General features: G+C 41.4%; 16 protein-coding genes. 9 read left to right on the top strand and 7 right to left on the bottom strand.

The genetic code is table 11. From position 1 onward, the window contains the following. Nucleotides 1-94 precede the first annotated feature (94 nt). From PSPO_RS16725 to PSPO_RS16760, 8 genes are all read left to right on the top strand, one after another. Nucleotides 95-550 (top strand): hotdog family protein, encoded by a 456-nt coding sequence (locus tag PSPO_RS16725; RefSeq protein ID WP_010559408.1) that lies wholly within the window; start codon nucleotides 95-97, stop codon nucleotides 548-550. After that, a complete protein-coding gene (gene fabG / locus PSPO_RS16730; protein WP_010559407.1) occupies nucleotides 547-1,272 on the top strand; it encodes a 3-oxoacyl-ACP reductase FabG in 726 nt (241 codons plus the stop codon). The genes PSPO_RS16725 and fabG overlap by 4 nt, the downstream gene beginning before the upstream one ends. Beyond that, on the top strand, nucleotides 1,272-2,495 hold the full coding sequence (locus tag PSPO_RS16735; RefSeq protein WP_010559406.1) for a beta-ketoacyl-ACP synthase: 1,224 nt from the start codon (nucleotides 1,272-1,274) through the stop codon (nucleotides 2,493-2,495). The genes fabG and PSPO_RS16735 overlap by 1 nt, the downstream gene beginning before the upstream one ends. 3 nt (nucleotides 2,496-2,498) lie before the next feature. Then, entirely contained in the window at nucleotides 2,499-3,302 is an 804-nt protein-coding gene (locus PSPO_RS16740) for a MipA/OmpV family protein (protein ID WP_010559405.1), read from the top strand. A 9-nt stretch (nucleotides 3,303-3,311) separates the two neighbouring features. Further along, nucleotides 3,312-3,740, top strand: a complete 429-nt coding sequence (locus PSPO_RS16745; protein ID WP_010559404.1) for a hypothetical protein — start codon at nucleotides 3,312-3,314, stop codon at nucleotides 3,738-3,740. Nucleotides 3,741-3,802: 62 nt separating this feature from the next. Beyond that, nucleotides 3,803-4,018 (top strand): VF530 family protein, encoded by a 216-nt coding sequence (locus tag PSPO_RS16750; RefSeq protein ID WP_010559403.1) that lies wholly within the window; start codon nucleotides 3,803-3,805, stop codon nucleotides 4,016-4,018. Nucleotides 4,019-4,085: 67 nt separating this feature from the next. Then, nucleotides 4,086-4,346, top strand: coding sequence for a DUF3081 family protein (locus tag PSPO_RS16755; protein ID WP_010559402.1), 261 nt, complete (start codon nucleotides 4,086-4,088; stop codon nucleotides 4,344-4,346). 68 nt (nucleotides 4,347-4,414) lie between these two features. After that, nucleotides 4,415-4,942: a hypothetical protein gene (locus tag PSPO_RS16760; RefSeq protein ID WP_010559401.1), complete on the top strand. Its 528-nt coding sequence runs from the start codon at nucleotides 4,415-4,417 to the stop codon at nucleotides 4,940-4,942. Between the two features lie 67 nt (nucleotides 4,943-5,009). On the opposite strand, the gene PSPO_RS16765 is transcribed toward PSPO_RS16760, so the two are convergent. From PSPO_RS16765 to PSPO_RS16790, 6 genes are all read right to left on the bottom strand, one after another. Further along, a complete protein-coding gene (locus tag PSPO_RS16765) occupies nucleotides 5,010-5,708 on the bottom strand; it encodes a TorF family putative porin (protein ID WP_010559400.1) in 699 nt (232 codons plus the stop codon). A gap of 4 nt (nucleotides 5,709-5,712) precedes the next feature. Next, nucleotides 5,713-6,930 (bottom strand): choline transporter, encoded by a 1,218-nt coding sequence (locus PSPO_RS16770; protein ID WP_010559399.1) that lies wholly within the window; start codon nucleotides 6,928-6,930, stop codon nucleotides 5,713-5,715. 134 nt (nucleotides 6,931-7,064) lie between these two features. Continuing rightward, entirely contained in the window at nucleotides 7,065-8,714 is a 1,650-nt protein-coding gene (gene betA / locus PSPO_RS16775) for a choline dehydrogenase (protein WP_010559398.1), read from the bottom strand. An 11-nt stretch (nucleotides 8,715-8,725) separates the two neighbouring features. Next, on the bottom strand, nucleotides 8,726-10,189 hold the full coding sequence (gene betB / locus PSPO_RS16780; protein ID WP_010559397.1) for a betaine-aldehyde dehydrogenase: 1,464 nt from the start codon (nucleotides 10,187-10,189) through the stop codon (nucleotides 8,726-8,728). A gap of 2 nt (nucleotides 10,190-10,191) precedes the next feature. Then, a complete protein-coding gene (betI, locus tag PSPO_RS16785; RefSeq protein WP_010559396.1) occupies nucleotides 10,192-10,782 on the bottom strand; it encodes a transcriptional regulator BetI in 591 nt (196 codons plus the stop codon). 590 nt (nucleotides 10,783-11,372) lie between these two features. Then, the gene (locus PSPO_RS16790) at nucleotides 11,373-11,765 is read right to left on the bottom strand and encodes a hypothetical protein (protein ID WP_010559395.1); all 393 of its coding nucleotides are present in this window, start codon (nucleotides 11,763-11,765) and stop codon (nucleotides 11,373-11,375) included. Between the two features lie 139 nt (nucleotides 11,766-11,904). Here PSPO_RS16790 and PSPO_RS16795 point away from each other — a divergent pair, with 139 nt between their 5' ends. Then, a complete protein-coding gene (locus PSPO_RS16795) occupies nucleotides 11,905-13,845 on the top strand; it encodes a TonB-dependent receptor plug domain-containing protein (RefSeq protein WP_158523460.1) in 1,941 nt (646 codons plus the stop codon). 60 nt (nucleotides 13,846-13,905) lie between these two features. Here PSPO_RS16795 and PSPO_RS16800 read toward each other — a convergent pair whose 3' ends face one another. After that, nucleotides 13,906-15,276, bottom strand: a complete 1,371-nt coding sequence (locus tag PSPO_RS16800) for a hypothetical protein (protein ID WP_010559393.1) — start codon at nucleotides 15,274-15,276, stop codon at nucleotides 13,906-13,908. Nucleotides 15,277-15,352: the final 76 nt, after the last annotated feature.

Consider the following 15,352-nt stretch of genomic DNA (forward strand, 5'->3'; position numbering starts at 1 on the left):
ACTAAGTGCCAGCGCAAGTAAACTCGATTAAGTGCTCACGCCCTATTTGGGCGTTGTTTATTTTGCACCCTTAATCCGAAACTTAGGTTAATTCATGACACATTATTCGATTGAAGCGGTGCTTCCTCACGCCGACCCAATGATCTTACTCACTCGCTTGGTGAGCTATGATCAAGACTCTGCAGTTTGCGAGGTCGATATCTCTGCACAATCAGCGTTTTTTAACGAACAAACTCAATCAGTTGCAAGTTACATTGGTACTGAATATATGGCACAATCTATCGCAGCATACGCAGGTGCTTTAGCACTCGATGACAATGCTGCGGTTAAAATTGGATTTTTAATTGGTTCGCGTAAATATAAGACATTTACTCCTGAGTTTACGCTAGGGCAGACGTTAGCTGTTTCGGTTAAAAAACTGTTTCAAGAAGAAACAGGGTTAAGTGTATTTGAATGCCAAATTCTGCATGCAGATACGGTTCTTGCTGAAGCTAAAATCAATGTCTTTCAACCAGATGATCCTGTGCAGTTTTTAAAGGAACAACAATGACAAAACGTGTATTAGTAACTGGCTCAAGTCGCGGAATTGGCAAGGCCATCGCATTAAGATTGGCCGAAGACGGATTCGATATTACGCTTCATTGCCGCAGTGGCATTGACGCGGCAATGCAAGTAAAAGAACAAATAGAAGCACTTGGCCGTCACGTTAGCCTTGTTCAATTTGACGTATGTGACCGTAAAAAAACGCAGCAAGCATTGCTTGCGGATGTCGAAGCCCATGGAGCGTATTATGGCGTTGTCTGCAATGCCGGTGTAACACGCGATACTGCCTTTCCTGCAATGACAGGTGAAGAGTGGGATGAAGTATTAACCACAGGATTAGATGGTTTTTACAACGTAGTGCAACCTTTGGTGATGCCGATGATCCAAACTCGTAAAGGCGGCCGCATTATCACTATGGCGTCGGTATCGGGCATTGCAGGTAACCGTGGTCAGGTTAACTATAGCGCAGCAAAAGCGGGTTTAATTGGTGCAACTAAGGCACTGGCGCTGGAAGTGGCAAAACGTAAAATTACAGTAAATTGCGTCGCACCGGGTTTAGTTGCAACCGATATGGTTGATGATTTACCAGTCGATGAGATTTTAAAAATGGTACCTATGCGCCGTATGGCAGAGCCAAAAGAAGTGGCGGGTACAGTGGCATTTTTAATGTCAGATGACGCTGCCTATATTACGCGTCAGGTTATTTCGGTAAATGGTGGGTTAGTTTAGTGAAACGCGTTGTTGTAACAGGAATGTCTGCGATTACTGCGCTAGGCGATGATTGGCAAACGTTTAAAAGTGCCTTAAAAACAGGTGAAAACGCAGTAGAGACAATGCCAGATTGGACATTTATTAATGGCTTAAATACCAATTTGGGCGCGCCAGTGAAGCATTTTGAAAAGCCTAAGCATTATTCACGCAAAAAGATCCGTTCAATGGGACGGGTATCACTTATGGCAACGCGCGCAACAGAATTAGCTCTCGAACAAGCTGGCCTTTTAGAGCACCCATCGTTGACTAATGGCGATACAGGTATCGCGTACGGCTCATCAATCGGGTCTACTGCGCCGCTTATTCCATTTGGCCGCATGATGGACAGTGGCGAAATGACGGGTGTGACAGCAACGAGTTATATTCAAATGATGGCGCATACCGCGCCAGTTAACGTGGGCGTATTTTTTGGCTTAAAAGGCCGTGTTATTACGACAAGCTCGGCATGTACATCGGGTTCACAAGGTTTGGGCTATGCCTTTGAGGCGATTAAATTTGGTCGTCAAAAGCTAATGGTGGCCGGTGGCGCAGAAGAGCTGTGTGTAACCGAAGCTGCAGTATTTGATACCTTGTACGCAACCAGCTGCAAAAATGACACGCCAAAACAAACCCCACGCCCGTTTGATAAAGACCGTGATGGCCTAGTGATTGGTGAAGGTGCATGTACCTTTATTTTAGAAGAGTTAGAACACGCACAAGCGCGTGGCGCACATATTATTGCCGAAATTGTTGGCTTTGGCTGTAATTCAGACGGGCAACATGTAACCCAACCAACCAGCGAAACCATGCAAGTGGCGATTGAGCAAGCAATTGCCGAGGCGGGTATAGAAAAATCTCAAATTGGTTACGTGAATGCTCACGGCACTTCAACTGACCGTGGTGACATTGCTGAATCTCATGCAACTTTCAATGCGTTAGGTAAGGTGCCGATTAGTTCGTTAAAGAGTTATTTAGGACACACCTTAGGCGCGTGCGGCGCTATTGAAGCGTGGGCGAGCATTCATATGATGCAAGACAATTGGTTTGGTGGCACGACGAACTTAGATAATGTCGACCCAGAATGTGCGCCACTCGATTACTTAAATGTAGAGGGGCGTGAAATCAACACCGATTATGTGATGAGTAACAACTTTGCGTTTGGTGGGATCAATACCTCGTTAATCTTCAAACGCTGGTCGTAAATCATGTTGATGCGATGGATTGCACTTAGCTTGCTGTTTATCTCAACACTCAGTGTTGCCGATGAAGTCACGTTTGGTATTGGCGCGTTTTATTCATCGCTCCCGCATTATTTAGGCGCGGAACAAAACGAAAGTTATATGGTGCCGCTGCCGTACATTCACATTGAGAAAGAACACTATAAAGTAGAGCGCAACGAATTCGAATCATTTTATGAAGTTGCAACTAATCATTATATTAGTGTCAGTGCAGGTGGTGCCATTGCCGTATCAAGTAAAGATAATCGTGCCCGCGAAGGCATGGACGACCTTGCCTGGGTCGGCGAAATAGGCCCAAGCTATCAATATTTTAGTTTTGGTAATCCTACCTCAGACGACTATTTATATATTTCACCTTTTATTCGAAAAGCGTACGCATTTGATGGCGGAGATATTGACGATATCGGCAGTGTGTATGGCGTTATGCTAGAGGCGGGGCAGCAGATTTATCAAGACGGTCCGCATCAGGTAAACCTTACTGGACGTTTTAGTACCCGTTTTGGCAGCCATGCATACAACAGCTACTTTTATCACGTTGCTGAACAATTTCAAACAATTGACCGTTTGTCTTTTGATGCTGATGCGGGTTATCTTGCATCGGTATTTAGTTTAGGATTAACTTACGATAACGATTGGCTTTGGGCCGGCGGTTTTCTTCGTTATTATAATTATTCACACAGTGCAAATCAGCAAAGTCCCCTGTTGCGTGATAATCACAACGTTGCACTTGGTTTTGGCTTTGCATGGAAGTTTTATTCATTAAAAAATTAGGGAGAAGTAATGAAAAAATTAATTCTTGGTGTTTCGCTTGCACTTGCTGCAAGTACTGCAACGGCGCGTGATGATATTGGTCGTTACTCGGTTGAAGAGCTACTAAGCACAGCAAAAGCTGAGCAAGCGCTTGATCCAAACATTAAACTATTTTTTGGTAAGCAAAAAGCGGGCGAAGTAAAGTCAACTTACGGTGAAGTGCAAACCAATAAAAAAACCAACGCGTTCAACAAAAGCGATAAAGAAGCGTGCCAATGGGTAATGCTTAGCGCATTGAAATCATTACAAGAGCGCGCGCGTAGAGAAGGCATGAATGCCGTAATGAATATCAGTTCGTACTACAAAAAACGCGAATTTGTAAGTGATACTGAATTTGAATGTGGCGCAGGTTTTGTAATGGCCGGTGTGACATTAAAAGGTGATTTGGTTAAACTATAAGAGTTCAACCATTCTTTAAAAAAAGCCCGTTTAGGGCTTTTTTAATATTTAAGGCAGCAAAAATGCAAAACCAACCAAATAACCCATTACATGGCTTAACGTTAGAGAAAATTGTGACACAATTGGTCGAAGAGTATGGTTGGGATGGTCTTTACCGCGAGATTAAAATTAACTGTTTTTCAAACGATCCTTCAATCAAATCATCGCTAAAATTTTTACGTCGTACCCAATGGGCACGTGATAAAGTTGAAGCACTTTACCTTGATACGTTCCGCTAACTGATCTAAACGTCCAGTAACTCACTATAATTAAGTAACAATTTGAGAAATCAGGGAGTGCTTAATTATGAAAAACGAGCTAGACGCCAAACTATTATTGAAAGTATTCGACCTTATCTACCAAAAAGGCGAAGACTTTGAAGACGGTAAACTCTATCAAGGGATCACCGCGTTTTCTGATATTGACGGCTACACCATTTACCTGAAAGGAAATGGTGTATTGCTACGTTTTGGCTTTCACAACACCTATCATCTTGATTATGAACACAGTAAATTAAAAGACGTGTTTATGAGCAAACTCGAATCTTTGGTTAAAGAAGTAGAATAGCGCGTTCCCTTAGCTACCTAACTTAAATCTAAAAATTTAATTTAAAAAACGATACGCGCGAGGAGCTTATGAGACAGATAGTTATTGTAATTCTTTTACTGTTAGTTACCGGATGCACAACGCATTATCCAAACCAAGATATTGAAGGTAAACGGTTTCCAAATGTCACAGGCACGAGTTTAGAAAAGCAAACAGTGAGTTTACCAGCGCATGTTGCTGGCAAGCCGAGTGTATATTTAATTGGCTATAAACAAGATTCGCAATTTGATATTGATCGCTGGTTAATTGGACTTGATATGAAAGAAGTGGATGTGGTTGCTTTTGAATTACCCACTATTGCAGGCATGTTTCCGCGCATGTTTAGCACGCAAATAGACGAGGGTATGCGGCGCGGCATTCCAAAAGAGTTATGGGGTGGGGTAATTACAATTTATGAGGACGGTGAGCGTATTCAGGCTTTTACCGGCAATGAAAAACCAAACAACGCAAGGGTTTTGTTGTTAGATGAAAAGGGTAACGTTGTTTATTTTTATGACAGCGGTTTTAGTGTTGCTGCGCTCAATGAGCTAATTGCCCGTTTGGCAGAGCTAGGTTAATTTAATTTAGGTAAAAGAAAAGGCGCAATGTGCGCCTTTTTACTTTTATGCGTTTAAATATTGCAGGTTACAGCGAGAATGTTCTTGAAATAGAGAACACTAAGCGCTCATCTGCGGTGTCCCAATCAAGGTTTGTGTTTTCTGCCGCAAGCTCTAGGTTAAACCCTTTAAAGCTGGTTTGATAGGCTAACCGATAGTGATGGTATGACGAATTATTGCCATCCCATAACCACTTATCGCCATCAAGTGAGTTTGATACATCAAAACTTGCACGTAGTGCATGATTTGGCGCGATTTCATAAGAATGCGCTAGCATCGCAATAGTGTGGCCTGCACCTGTGCCAAAGTAATCCCAGCTGTACCAGAAGTTAAACTCGGTGTTACCCAAGGCTGATGAATAGCCAAATTTTGCGTAAGCTTCAGGGTAGTTACCATCATCTGAATAGCTTGCGCCGTGGTAGGTGTAATACGCGATACCATAATCAAGGCTTAACGCATCGTTAAGGCTGATATAGTGACCAGCGTAAAAATCCCACTCAATGTTAGTATCGTCACCAAAATCGACATTTGATGCCCAACTACCCGCGTAAAAGCCATTTTCAAATGATTTGTCGAGACTAACCTGTAGCGCTGGGTCGTTCATGGTTTGGCTAACACCGTTGAAAGTGTAGTCAGATGCCCCAGTTACCGTTGTACTCCAATCGGCATGCGCCACGCTTGTCATTACTGCAACCGGGATTAGTGATAATTTAATTAAATTTTTCATATGATTAGCTTATTGTCTCTATTTTATTAAAATCAATTGCGTTTTCTTTTGGAGAACTTTGAATAGTCTTAACCGTTTTGAATTTATTAACCAAAATAAAACCAAAACCAGCAAAGAAAATCGCAATAACAATGGCACCAACCCATTGGATTTGTAAAAAGTTCAGTTTAAATAATAGTGTTAAAAGTGAAAGTGCAACAATATTTAGCAACAGATAATTGCGCTTACCTAAACGGGCGACGGTAAGGTTAAGGTTATCTGTGTACAAGCGGATCAGTGAGTCTAGTGAGTTGATCACAAACACAATACCGACAAATACCATGGCAAAGTTCACCAGACCATCGGTTGCAATACCAGCATCATGGTAGTGATACAGCACGGCAAACCAAGCAGCAATTGGAATTGACGGGAAAATTAACATCGCTGCGAGTACTTGGTAAGTTTTAAGTCCACCAACAAAACGAGAGGTGAATTGACCTATCATAATGCTCCACGCAAACCACCAGAATAAATAGAATTCATGGTAGTCGTTAAGCGGCAATACAAAATGGTGAATATTCGCAAAGTAGTCGCCAATCAGTGCTAAGTTATTTGTATAGGCACTCATTTCGCTGTCGCCAAATACAAAGGCGCCTGCCCACATAGCAACAATTAACGCGATAAATACCCAGGTTGTTGTAATACTTAAAAAGCGTACATAACGAATACTGGTACTTGAATAAGCAGCAAAACAAATTGCAGCAAATACAATTAAGTAAAATGTTGGCACAATTGATTCGCCATCACCTACCGCAGGTAGGTACCATGGCAAGTTACTCAGTAACAAAAAGGCGGTAAACGCACATGTGCCGATAATCACCACGTTGTTAACCAATTTTACCAGTGGAATTTCGAAAAATTTCACTTTAGGTTCAATTACACAGAAATAAAAACAGGTCAAAAAGTAGAAACCCCAAATTAAGAATCCCCAAAAACCAAACTCAATCGCGAGTGGGTTTGTGAAGCCATATTCTGGGCTTGCTTTTATGTCTGCATAACCGGCAAACTCGGTTAGCGGAAACATGATCAGGCCAACGTCGAGGCCAGATGTAAACAGAATTGCAATAAAGGTAAAGGTTTTAACAGGGGTGACACCCACTACTTGCATATTGCCCCATTTATATAAAATAAAGGCGATTGAAAGTAAGGTGAACAAAATGCCAGCACTAAGCCATAAGGTCATTGTCACCCTCCCAGTATAAGTAAAAATAGTCCATAGTTTTCCTATTTGTTGTTGTCATAGTTAATCAATAGCGAGTTGCTATTTGTTGAAAATAACGATGAAAGTTGTGATGCTTTAATCGCTACTACCAATTTTTAGCGCTGTTGCTGCTGCCAATCTGGCTTAATGCCAACAGGCACTGCGGTTGAATTAAGCGCTGGCTTTGCCAAAATGATGTCAGCCGCCTTTTCTGCAACCATAATGGTTGGCGCATTTAAATTGCCATTCGGTATGGTTGGGAAAATTGAAGAGTCCACCACGCATAAATTACTTATTCCACGCACTTGCGTATTTGAATTTACTACCGCCATATCGTCTTCACCCATTTTGCATGAGCAACTTGGGTGATAAGCACTTTCAACGGCATCACGCACAAAGGCATCAATTTCTTCGTCAGTTTGAATTTGTTCGCCAGGTTGAATTTCACTGTCGCGGTAATCATCAAACGCAGGCTGTGCGATAATTTCGCGAGTTAAGCGTACGCAAGCGCGGAACCCTTCAATATCGTCGGGGTGCTGTAAGTAATTAAACTGAATCTTTGGTGCAATACTCGGATCAGAGGATTGAATTGTCACTGCACCACGGCTTTTCGGTTTGTTGTGGCCTACATGTACCTGAAAACCATGGCCATCAAATGCCGATTTACCATCGTAACGAATCGCCGCAGGTAAAAAGTGATATTGAATATCAGGCCATTCAACGCCCGCTTTTGAGCGAATAAACGCACAGGATTCAAAGTGGTTAGTAACTCCAAGACCTGATTTTGCAAACAACCATTGTGCGCCAATTAAACCTTTTGAAATCAGCCCCAATTTACCGTTTAACGTAATTGGCTTTTTACATTTGTACTGAAAATAAAACTCTAGATGATCTTGTAAGTTTTGACCGACGCCTGGTAACTCGTGCTGCACTTTTACGCCGGCTTGTTCAAGCACGTCGCGTGGTCCAATGCCCGATAATTGCAAAATATGGGGTGAGCCAATCGGCCCCGCGCTTAAAATAACCTCTTTATTAACAATGGCACGATGCGCTTTCCCTTTAATGGTGTAGTTTACACCCGTGGCTTTTTTGCCTTCCAAACGCACTTTAGTTACCAGTGCATTGGTTATGATAGTTAAATTTTTGCGGTGCTTTATTGGATCTAAATAAGCGCGACTTGCCGAGCAGCGAATGCCGTTTTTAACGGTCATATGCATTGGGCCAAAACCTTCTTGGTTTTCACCGTTGTAGTCGTGAGTATGGTCATAGCCTGCTTGTTTACCCGCTTCGATAAACGCCCGGTACAAAGGGTTAGCCATCTCATTACCGTTATTAACGCCAAGTTCACCATTGCCGCCGCGATAATTATCTTCACCTAAATACCAGCTTTCGGCTTTTTTAAAGTAAGGTAAGCACGCTTGGTAATCCCAGTTTTCTGCGCCGTGTTCGGCCCATTCGTCAAAATCTTTTGCATGACCACGTACGTACACCATGCCATTAATTGACGAAGAGCCACCCAATACCTTGCCACGCGGGCAGTGCATACTGCGATTATTAAGATACGGCTCTTTTTCAGTATGGAATTGCCATGCGTATTTATCGCCATTCATTGGAATTGATAACGCCGTTGGCATTTGAATAAAAATACTTTTATCTGAACCACCGGTTTCCAATAAAAGTACCGAATGATCAGGATTTTCAGATAAACGGTTGGCGAGCACACACCCAGCTGAGCCTGCGCCGACAATAATATAATCGTACTGCATAAAATTACTCGCTAAAATGGGCTTTCAATTTGGCTCATGCCAACATAAATTGATTTGGTTTGGGTGTAACTATTCAGTGTTTCAACACCGTTTTCGCGGCCGATACCTGAGCGCTTGTATCCGCCAACGGGCATTTCAGCAGGCGAATTGCCATAGCTGTTTATCCAACAAATACCGGCATTTAATTGATGAATCACGCGGTGAGCGCGTTTTATGTTTTGACTAAACACACCCGCGGCTAAACCAAGTTCTGTGTTATTAGCGCGTTTAATCACGTCGTCTTCATCGTCAAACGGCAGTACACACATTACCGGGCCAAAAATTTCTTCTTTGACTATGGTCATGTCGTCACTGCAATCGACAAAAATAGTTGGCGCAACGAAGTTACCGTTAGGTGCAGATTCTGGTGTTGCCTGATAACCCCCAGTTAAAACCGTGGCACCTTGCTGTTTACCAAGCTCGATGTAGTTTAAAACCAAGGCTAAGTGTTTTTTCGAAATTAGCGCGCCTAAATTAACATTTGGATCGAGTGGATCGCCCATTACAATGTTATTCTCGGCGCGGCTTTTTAACTCTTCGATAAACTTATCATAAACATTTCTTTGAACATAAACACGGGTACAGTTGGTACACACTTCACCTTGGGTATAGAAGTTACCAAGCATTGCAGCGCTTACCGCTTCGCTGATTTCGGCATCATCGAACACGATTAGCGGCGATTTACCGCCCAGTTCCATGGTCACTTCTTTTAAGTTACTGGCCGCACTTTGCATCACTTTTTGGCCTGTGCCCACTTCACCAGTGAACGAGACTTTTTCAATATCTGAATGTGTTGTTAACCATTGACCAACATCGCCTGCGCCGTGTACCACGTTGAATACACCTGCTGGCATGCCAGCTTCAATAAATATTTTGGCTAGTTCAACCGCACCGCGAGGTGTTTCTTCAGATGGTTTGAAAATTAATACGTTACCTGCCGCAAGTGCTGGGCCCGATTTCCAGCAGGCAATTTGAAGTGGATAGTTCCATGCGCCAATACCGGCGCAAATGCCTAAAGGTTCTTTTCGCGTATAAAAGAAGTCATTACCAACCGTTTGCTGTGAACCTAGTTGTGTTGGGGCAAGACCTGCAAAATACTCGATAACATCGGCACCCGTTTCAATATCCACACAATCGGCTTCTTGAATTGGCTTACCTGTATCCAGTACTTCAATTTTTGCCAAATCGTCGTTGCGCTCACGCAATAGGGCAACCGCTTTTAATAAAATTCGGCTACGTTCTACAGCGCTCATTGCTGACCAAGTGGCAAAACCTTGCTTGGCACTTTCAATGGCTTGCTCTTTTATAAAGTCGTCTGCGATTTCAGTTTGGTAAATAACCTCGTTTGTAGCGGGATTGATAACATCAAACGACTGACCTGATTTGTTTTCAAGCAGTTCGCCATGAATAAAGTTGAGCAATTTAGGAAGAGACATAATTAATCCTGACACACGGGAATTAGAGAGTTAACGTAGTTTTTAGCAAGCAATTCGGCATTGCTAAATTCGGCTTCGTTTGCTTTGGTTAATACGGCACGTAACCAAAGGCCGTCGATCATCGCTGCGCTAAGGGTTGCAGCTTGTAATGCTTGTTCATAAGGCAATAACGTTTTGAACGAATACAGTAAATTGCTGTACAGACGTTTTGCGTTAACCGCTTGCAAGCGGTGTAATTGTTCGTCATGCATTGATTCTGCCCAAAAACTCAGCCACGTTTTGGTGACATGAGCCTGCTTTTGTACAACTGAGAAATTTGCTTCGACGATTAACATAAGACGTTGTTGCTGACTTATGTTTTCGTCGATTTTTGAGATTAAGCTGGATTTTAAACTAGTTAGTAAGTAACGCACGGTCGCTTCAATTAACCCATTCTTACTGCCAAAGTAGTGACTGATAATGCCCGAGGACAATCCAGCACGTTTGCTAATGGTATTAATCGTTGTCGCTTTTAATCCGAGCTCGGCAACTGAGTTTAATGTGGCGTCAATCAGCTGTTGACGACGTATGGGTTCGTATCCAACTTTAGGCATATTTTTATTAATTGATTGTTCAATAAAAATAAATTCTAATGAACTCTAACTAATATTTCAAATCTAAGGTCGTGTTAATGTTTGTGTTTATGTATGTTTTTGCAATGATGTCAAATTGCAAGTTATTGAATTTATTGGTTCTATCCCGTTATTGAAATTGTTTAAAAATAATTTGTTTTGTTGTCATATTATTACAATTAAAACTATTTCTACTGTAAGTAAATTGATATTCCGATAAATGCGGGGCAATTTTTAGCTGGCGTTAATATAAGAAATGGCTCTCAAAAAGAGGCTGTTTGGTTAATGAAGTTTATGTGGATGCATAGGGTATTAAGGCAACAATACCGATTCACTTAAGTAGCTGATCATCGTAGTGGACTAAACATCATGCTAACTGCGTTAGAATTTATCAATGTAGAACACGTACATAAGAAAAATTCCGCCTTGTTATCAGTTCATTTATCCAGGACTATTCCTGATTTCATACTTAACAGAATTGGCATAATAAAAAAGAATAGCAGGAAGTTTTTTTGAGATGGGTAAACAGGGTAACTAACCTTTAATTACGGTAAGTTACCCTTATTTTAGTGTTAAGCAATGAGTTGCTTTACTACAGCAAGTTGTTGTTCGTTTGTGGTGGCTGTGGCGAGCTGCGATGCCAAGTTGCTGCCATTTATGTCAGACAGTAATTTTGCTAATGCATGTTTTGATAAGGTTACGTCAAAATAATCATTAAGCTCATGGCCTCCAAACCAAATTAGTCCGGCTTTTTCCAGCCAATCAATAGCGGCGCTAATTTCAATTGCTAAATCAAGCGCCGAATCGCAATTAAAGCCACCTTGATTAATTAACATGTGCGCTAACGTAGAGCATGAAATGTCTATTTTATTGGGAAATGCCGTTTGAGTTTGTTTCATTACATGGCATACCACAACCTGAAACAAGGGCATATTAGGCAGGTTTTTACTGATTGTATCGTTCATATTTTTCTTTAACCACTTGCTGTTGCGGCACTTTTTACTATTCTTAAAATATATATTTTGTAAGTATCATACACTAATAATAATGCCAATATTGCCTTTTCGTTGTGTAACACTGCTGCCGTTTGCGCTTATGCTAAGTGTGTCTGAACATGCTTTTTGTGCAACAAATTCCGATCTCTTCGCGCTCGATTTGTATCAGCTGAGTGAAATTGAAGTCACTATTGCCAGTAATACACTGGAAACAAAAGCAACGGTTCCCTCTACTATTACGGTGTTTGATGAAAAGCAGCTCACAGCCTTAGGTGTAAACAATGCGTTTGATGTATTGAACTATGTACCTGGTATGCAAATGGCTCGTGGAGATTGGGTTGGTGCTGTGCCAAAAGAGCATGCCAGAGGGGTAAGGTTAGACAATGGCTATTTGTTAATTTTACTTGATGGTGTGCGTTTAAACGAAACATCGTTTGGTAAAGCCACGGTTTATACTCCCTTTATTGCGGCGTCTGTGCTTGAAAAAGTTGAAATTATTCGTGGCCCTGGTTCGGCCCTTTACGGCAGCAATGCGTTTTTAGGTGTGGTTAATTTTATTACTAAAAAAGCACACAAAAGGTTTGAAGTTGCGATTGGCGAGCACGGTTATAAAGCGCTCAGTGGCAGTTACGCAAATGCACAGGAGCAAATGAGCTTCAGTGCGAATGTGTCGTTACAACACAGTGATGGGCAATCATACCACGTAGGGGAGCAATTAACGGTTAACGACCCTTTGAAGCATGTATTTGTAAACGCACAATTGGACTACCAAAATAGCGAATTGCGTTTTCATTTTATTGAAAACCAACTGGATGAGTTTATAAACCTCGGTGGTTTTAGTAAACAAAATGTACATGCCAGTCAGTCTGCCAGCATTAGTTTGCAGCATCAATTATGGCAAAATGATCATCATGAAATTGATGTGCTGGCAAGCTACGCTAATTTTCAAATTGATTCTTCTGGCATGGTGTTACCAAAAGAAGCGGGTATTGTCAGTAATGATTTTCTCACTGGGCCAAACTGGCGAACGCAGTGGAGTAAGTTAAAGTTTACCCATAACTACAAGTTATCAAACGATAAGCAATTAAACTCAGGTTTTGAATACCGACATGCCAGCCAATATCAAGCGGGTGTTACCACCAATTTTTATGATTTTGATAGTCAGGTAATTATTCCAAACGATGCGTTTTATTTAGGCGGATTACAACGGATTGAGAACATTCCTGAATTTGCAGCGCTACGTGCTTCGCATGATTTTTATGGCGCATATAGCCAATTAAAATGGCAGTTAAATCCAAGCTGGTTGTTTTTTATTGGTGCGCGATACGATGACATTAAAGACCTAGATAGTAAATTATCACCACGTTTTTCAGCGATTTGGCATGCATTTGATAATCAAACTATTAAGCTTCAATACGGCGAGTCATTTAGAACTCCGGTTAATAATGAGCTTTACTCAAGCGACAGTGTTACTAAAGGTAACCCTAACTTAACGTCTGAATACGTTAAAACAACCGAGCTGGCGTGGCTTTACAATGGCAAAAGTACATCACTTGAAGCTGTGTTATTTAACAATCAATTAAGGGATTTTATTAATTTAGTACCAACCGCCGGAACCAGCTTTTTTACCTTTGAAAACAGTGTTAATGAGAATATGTCTGGGGTGGAATTATCCGCTAAAAAGCTCTATCACAAGCTACAAATAACCGCTAACTACACGCAGTTATTTGACGAGCCAATTAATCAAAGCTTTAAGCGTTTTGCTAATCTACAGTTGAGTTATCCAACCGATTTTATCGATATTCATATCAATGCCTTGTGGCGTGACAAAATTGAAGCTGAGCGCAGTGATGATTTTCGCTATTATCAACCGAGGTACACGTTAGTAAACATAAAATTAGCGCGTAGTTTTGAGCGGCATACGCTGTCACTAACAGGTGAAAACCTATTTGATAAAGACTATAGCATTTTTGATCCGCGAGTTTGGGATGGCGCGGTGCCAGGAAAAGGCAGGCAACTGGTGTTAAGTTACCAATATGCCTTTAACTAACACATAAACGATTGCTTCGCTCTCGTTTAAATTACGCTTTAGTTTAGTTCTAAGAGAGCCCTAATCAGGCATTGCTTCAATGCTGACAATCGCAGAGCGGTTTAAGGTAATTTTATAGCGTTTAGCTGTTTTTGTGCCATTAGCCGAATAGGTAACCACTAAGTTTATCTGATAACGTCTTTCTACCGATTGACCCGATACTTTGCTGCCATCCAAACTGTAGAGTTTGCCTGCACCTTTTTTTAAGTATCTGACAAATGGGGTTAAGTTAAAAAACACTTGCTGCTGAATTTCTTCATAGCCCGGTAAAAACGCTTTAGCAATCACTTTACTATCACAGCGATAATGAATTAAGTGTGCCGCTTGCTTATTCTGCTGACGTCGTTTTTTAAATAAATTCTCGACATCATCGGGTAGTGCTTTTCGACGAATATGCTCAAGCCATACAGTTTGGGTATGAATGGTTTTATTATCTGCACTGCTCTTAAATATATGTCGCCATTTGGGGCGCCCTTGCCTTATTTTGCGCCAAATTACGCGGGTTAAATCTTCTTTGAATGTTTCACGTAGGCCATAAATAACCCCCAACATGGCAATCAGCGCTAATGTAACTTCTTGGAAATTTGAACGCGCATTAAGAACTAAAAACATCACAAACGCCATCATAACCGCTGTGACGGTGCCACGTACCAAACGCTGCAGGTTTAAGTTAAGGTTTTTGGTTTCTTTACTAAACACCACACCATATTCGATTAGCCTTTGCAGTAAGCGCATTTTGTTGGTGATGCGATTGGGGTCCTCTAGGGTTTGTTTAGAATTGTACTCACGCTCTTCACGGTAGGCACTTTCACTGCGACAAAAATCACGCAATGTATCACGCGCTTTTGCAAACTCACTGCTTTTCGGACCTTTTGACAACAGCTTTAAAAACATTTGTTCACAGTGCCAACTTAAGTAGTTATCGGCGTTGTCGAAATAAGATTTTAGTTTTTTATCTGGTGGTGTGTAGCGGCGTAATTTCTTCAATAGCACGCCTGCTTGTTCAACCAATTCAGTGGCTGCCGGGTAAAACACCTCGGCATCCTTAATGTTTAACGTGTGTTTAATATCAGCCTCAAGTGCCAAGCGAATTTGGTATGAGTACAGATTTAAATTCAAGCGATAGTCGGATTTTTCACCTTTTGACTGACTAATAAAACGGCTGCGCACTAAGGGTAAATGTAATTGCTCAGAATAATAGGCACTGTGGCTTTTCACATGGGCGTGAAAATAGTCTTCTTCGTTTAAGGTGCTGGTGTTGATGCCCATTTCTACGGGCAAAGAAAAATACAGGTCGAGGCGCTGCGTTTCTTTGGGAAGCAATAAATAGCTTAACTTAATTGATAAGCTTTCATCTTGACTGAGTTTTACGTCTCTGTCGATATTGAGCACTCCTTTTCTGCTTTAGTTATCGCTATTAAGCATAGCATAAATCTACTTTAATAACATGATGTTAAATTATAAAGCG

It is taken from the genome of Pseudoalteromonas spongiae UST010723-006, assembly GCF_000238255.3.
In the GTDB taxonomy this organism is placed as follows: Bacteria; Pseudomonadota; Gammaproteobacteria; order Enterobacterales; family Alteromonadaceae; genus Pseudoalteromonas; species Pseudoalteromonas spongiae.

Excerpts from the sequence above, each read along its gene's own strand:
- PSPO_RS16725 (WP_010559408.1), top strand. The coding sequence starts at position 95 with ATGACACATTATTCGATTGAAGCGGTGCTTCCTCACGCCGACCCAATG.
- fabG (WP_010559407.1), top strand. The coding sequence starts at position 547 with ATGACAAAACGTGTATTAGTAACTGGCTCAAGTCGCGGAATTGGCAAG.
- PSPO_RS16740 (WP_010559405.1), top strand. The coding sequence starts at position 2,499 with ATGTTGATGCGATGGATTGCACTTAGCTTGCTGTTTATCTCAACACTC.
- PSPO_RS16745 (WP_010559404.1), top strand. The coding sequence starts at position 3,312 with ATGAAAAAATTAATTCTTGGTGTTTCGCTTGCACTTGCTGCAAGTACT.
- PSPO_RS16750 (WP_010559403.1), top strand. The coding sequence starts at position 3,803 with ATGCAAAACCAACCAAATAACCCATTACATGGCTTAACGTTAGAGAAA.
- PSPO_RS16755 (WP_010559402.1), top strand. The coding sequence starts at position 4,086 with ATGAAAAACGAGCTAGACGCCAAACTATTATTGAAAGTATTCGACCTT.
- PSPO_RS16760 (WP_010559401.1), top strand. The coding sequence starts at position 4,415 with ATGAGACAGATAGTTATTGTAATTCTTTTACTGTTAGTTACCGGATGC.
- PSPO_RS16765 (WP_010559400.1), bottom strand. The coding sequence starts at position 5,708 with ATGAAAAATTTAATTAAATTATCACTAATCCCGGTTGCAGTAATGACA.
- PSPO_RS16770 (WP_010559399.1), bottom strand. The coding sequence starts at position 6,930 with ATGACCTTATGGCTTAGTGCTGGCATTTTGTTCACCTTACTTTCAATC.
- betA (WP_010559398.1), bottom strand. The coding sequence starts at position 8,714 with ATGCAGTACGATTATATTATTGTCGGCGCAGGCTCAGCTGGGTGTGTG.
- betB (WP_010559397.1), bottom strand. The coding sequence starts at position 10,189 with ATGTCTCTTCCTAAATTGCTCAACTTTATTCATGGCGAACTGCTTGAA.
- betI (WP_010559396.1), bottom strand. The coding sequence starts at position 10,782 with ATGCCTAAAGTTGGATACGAACCCATACGTCGTCAACAGCTGATTGAC.
- PSPO_RS16790 (WP_010559395.1), bottom strand. The coding sequence starts at position 11,765 with ATGAACGATACAATCAGTAAAAACCTGCCTAATATGCCCTTGTTTCAG.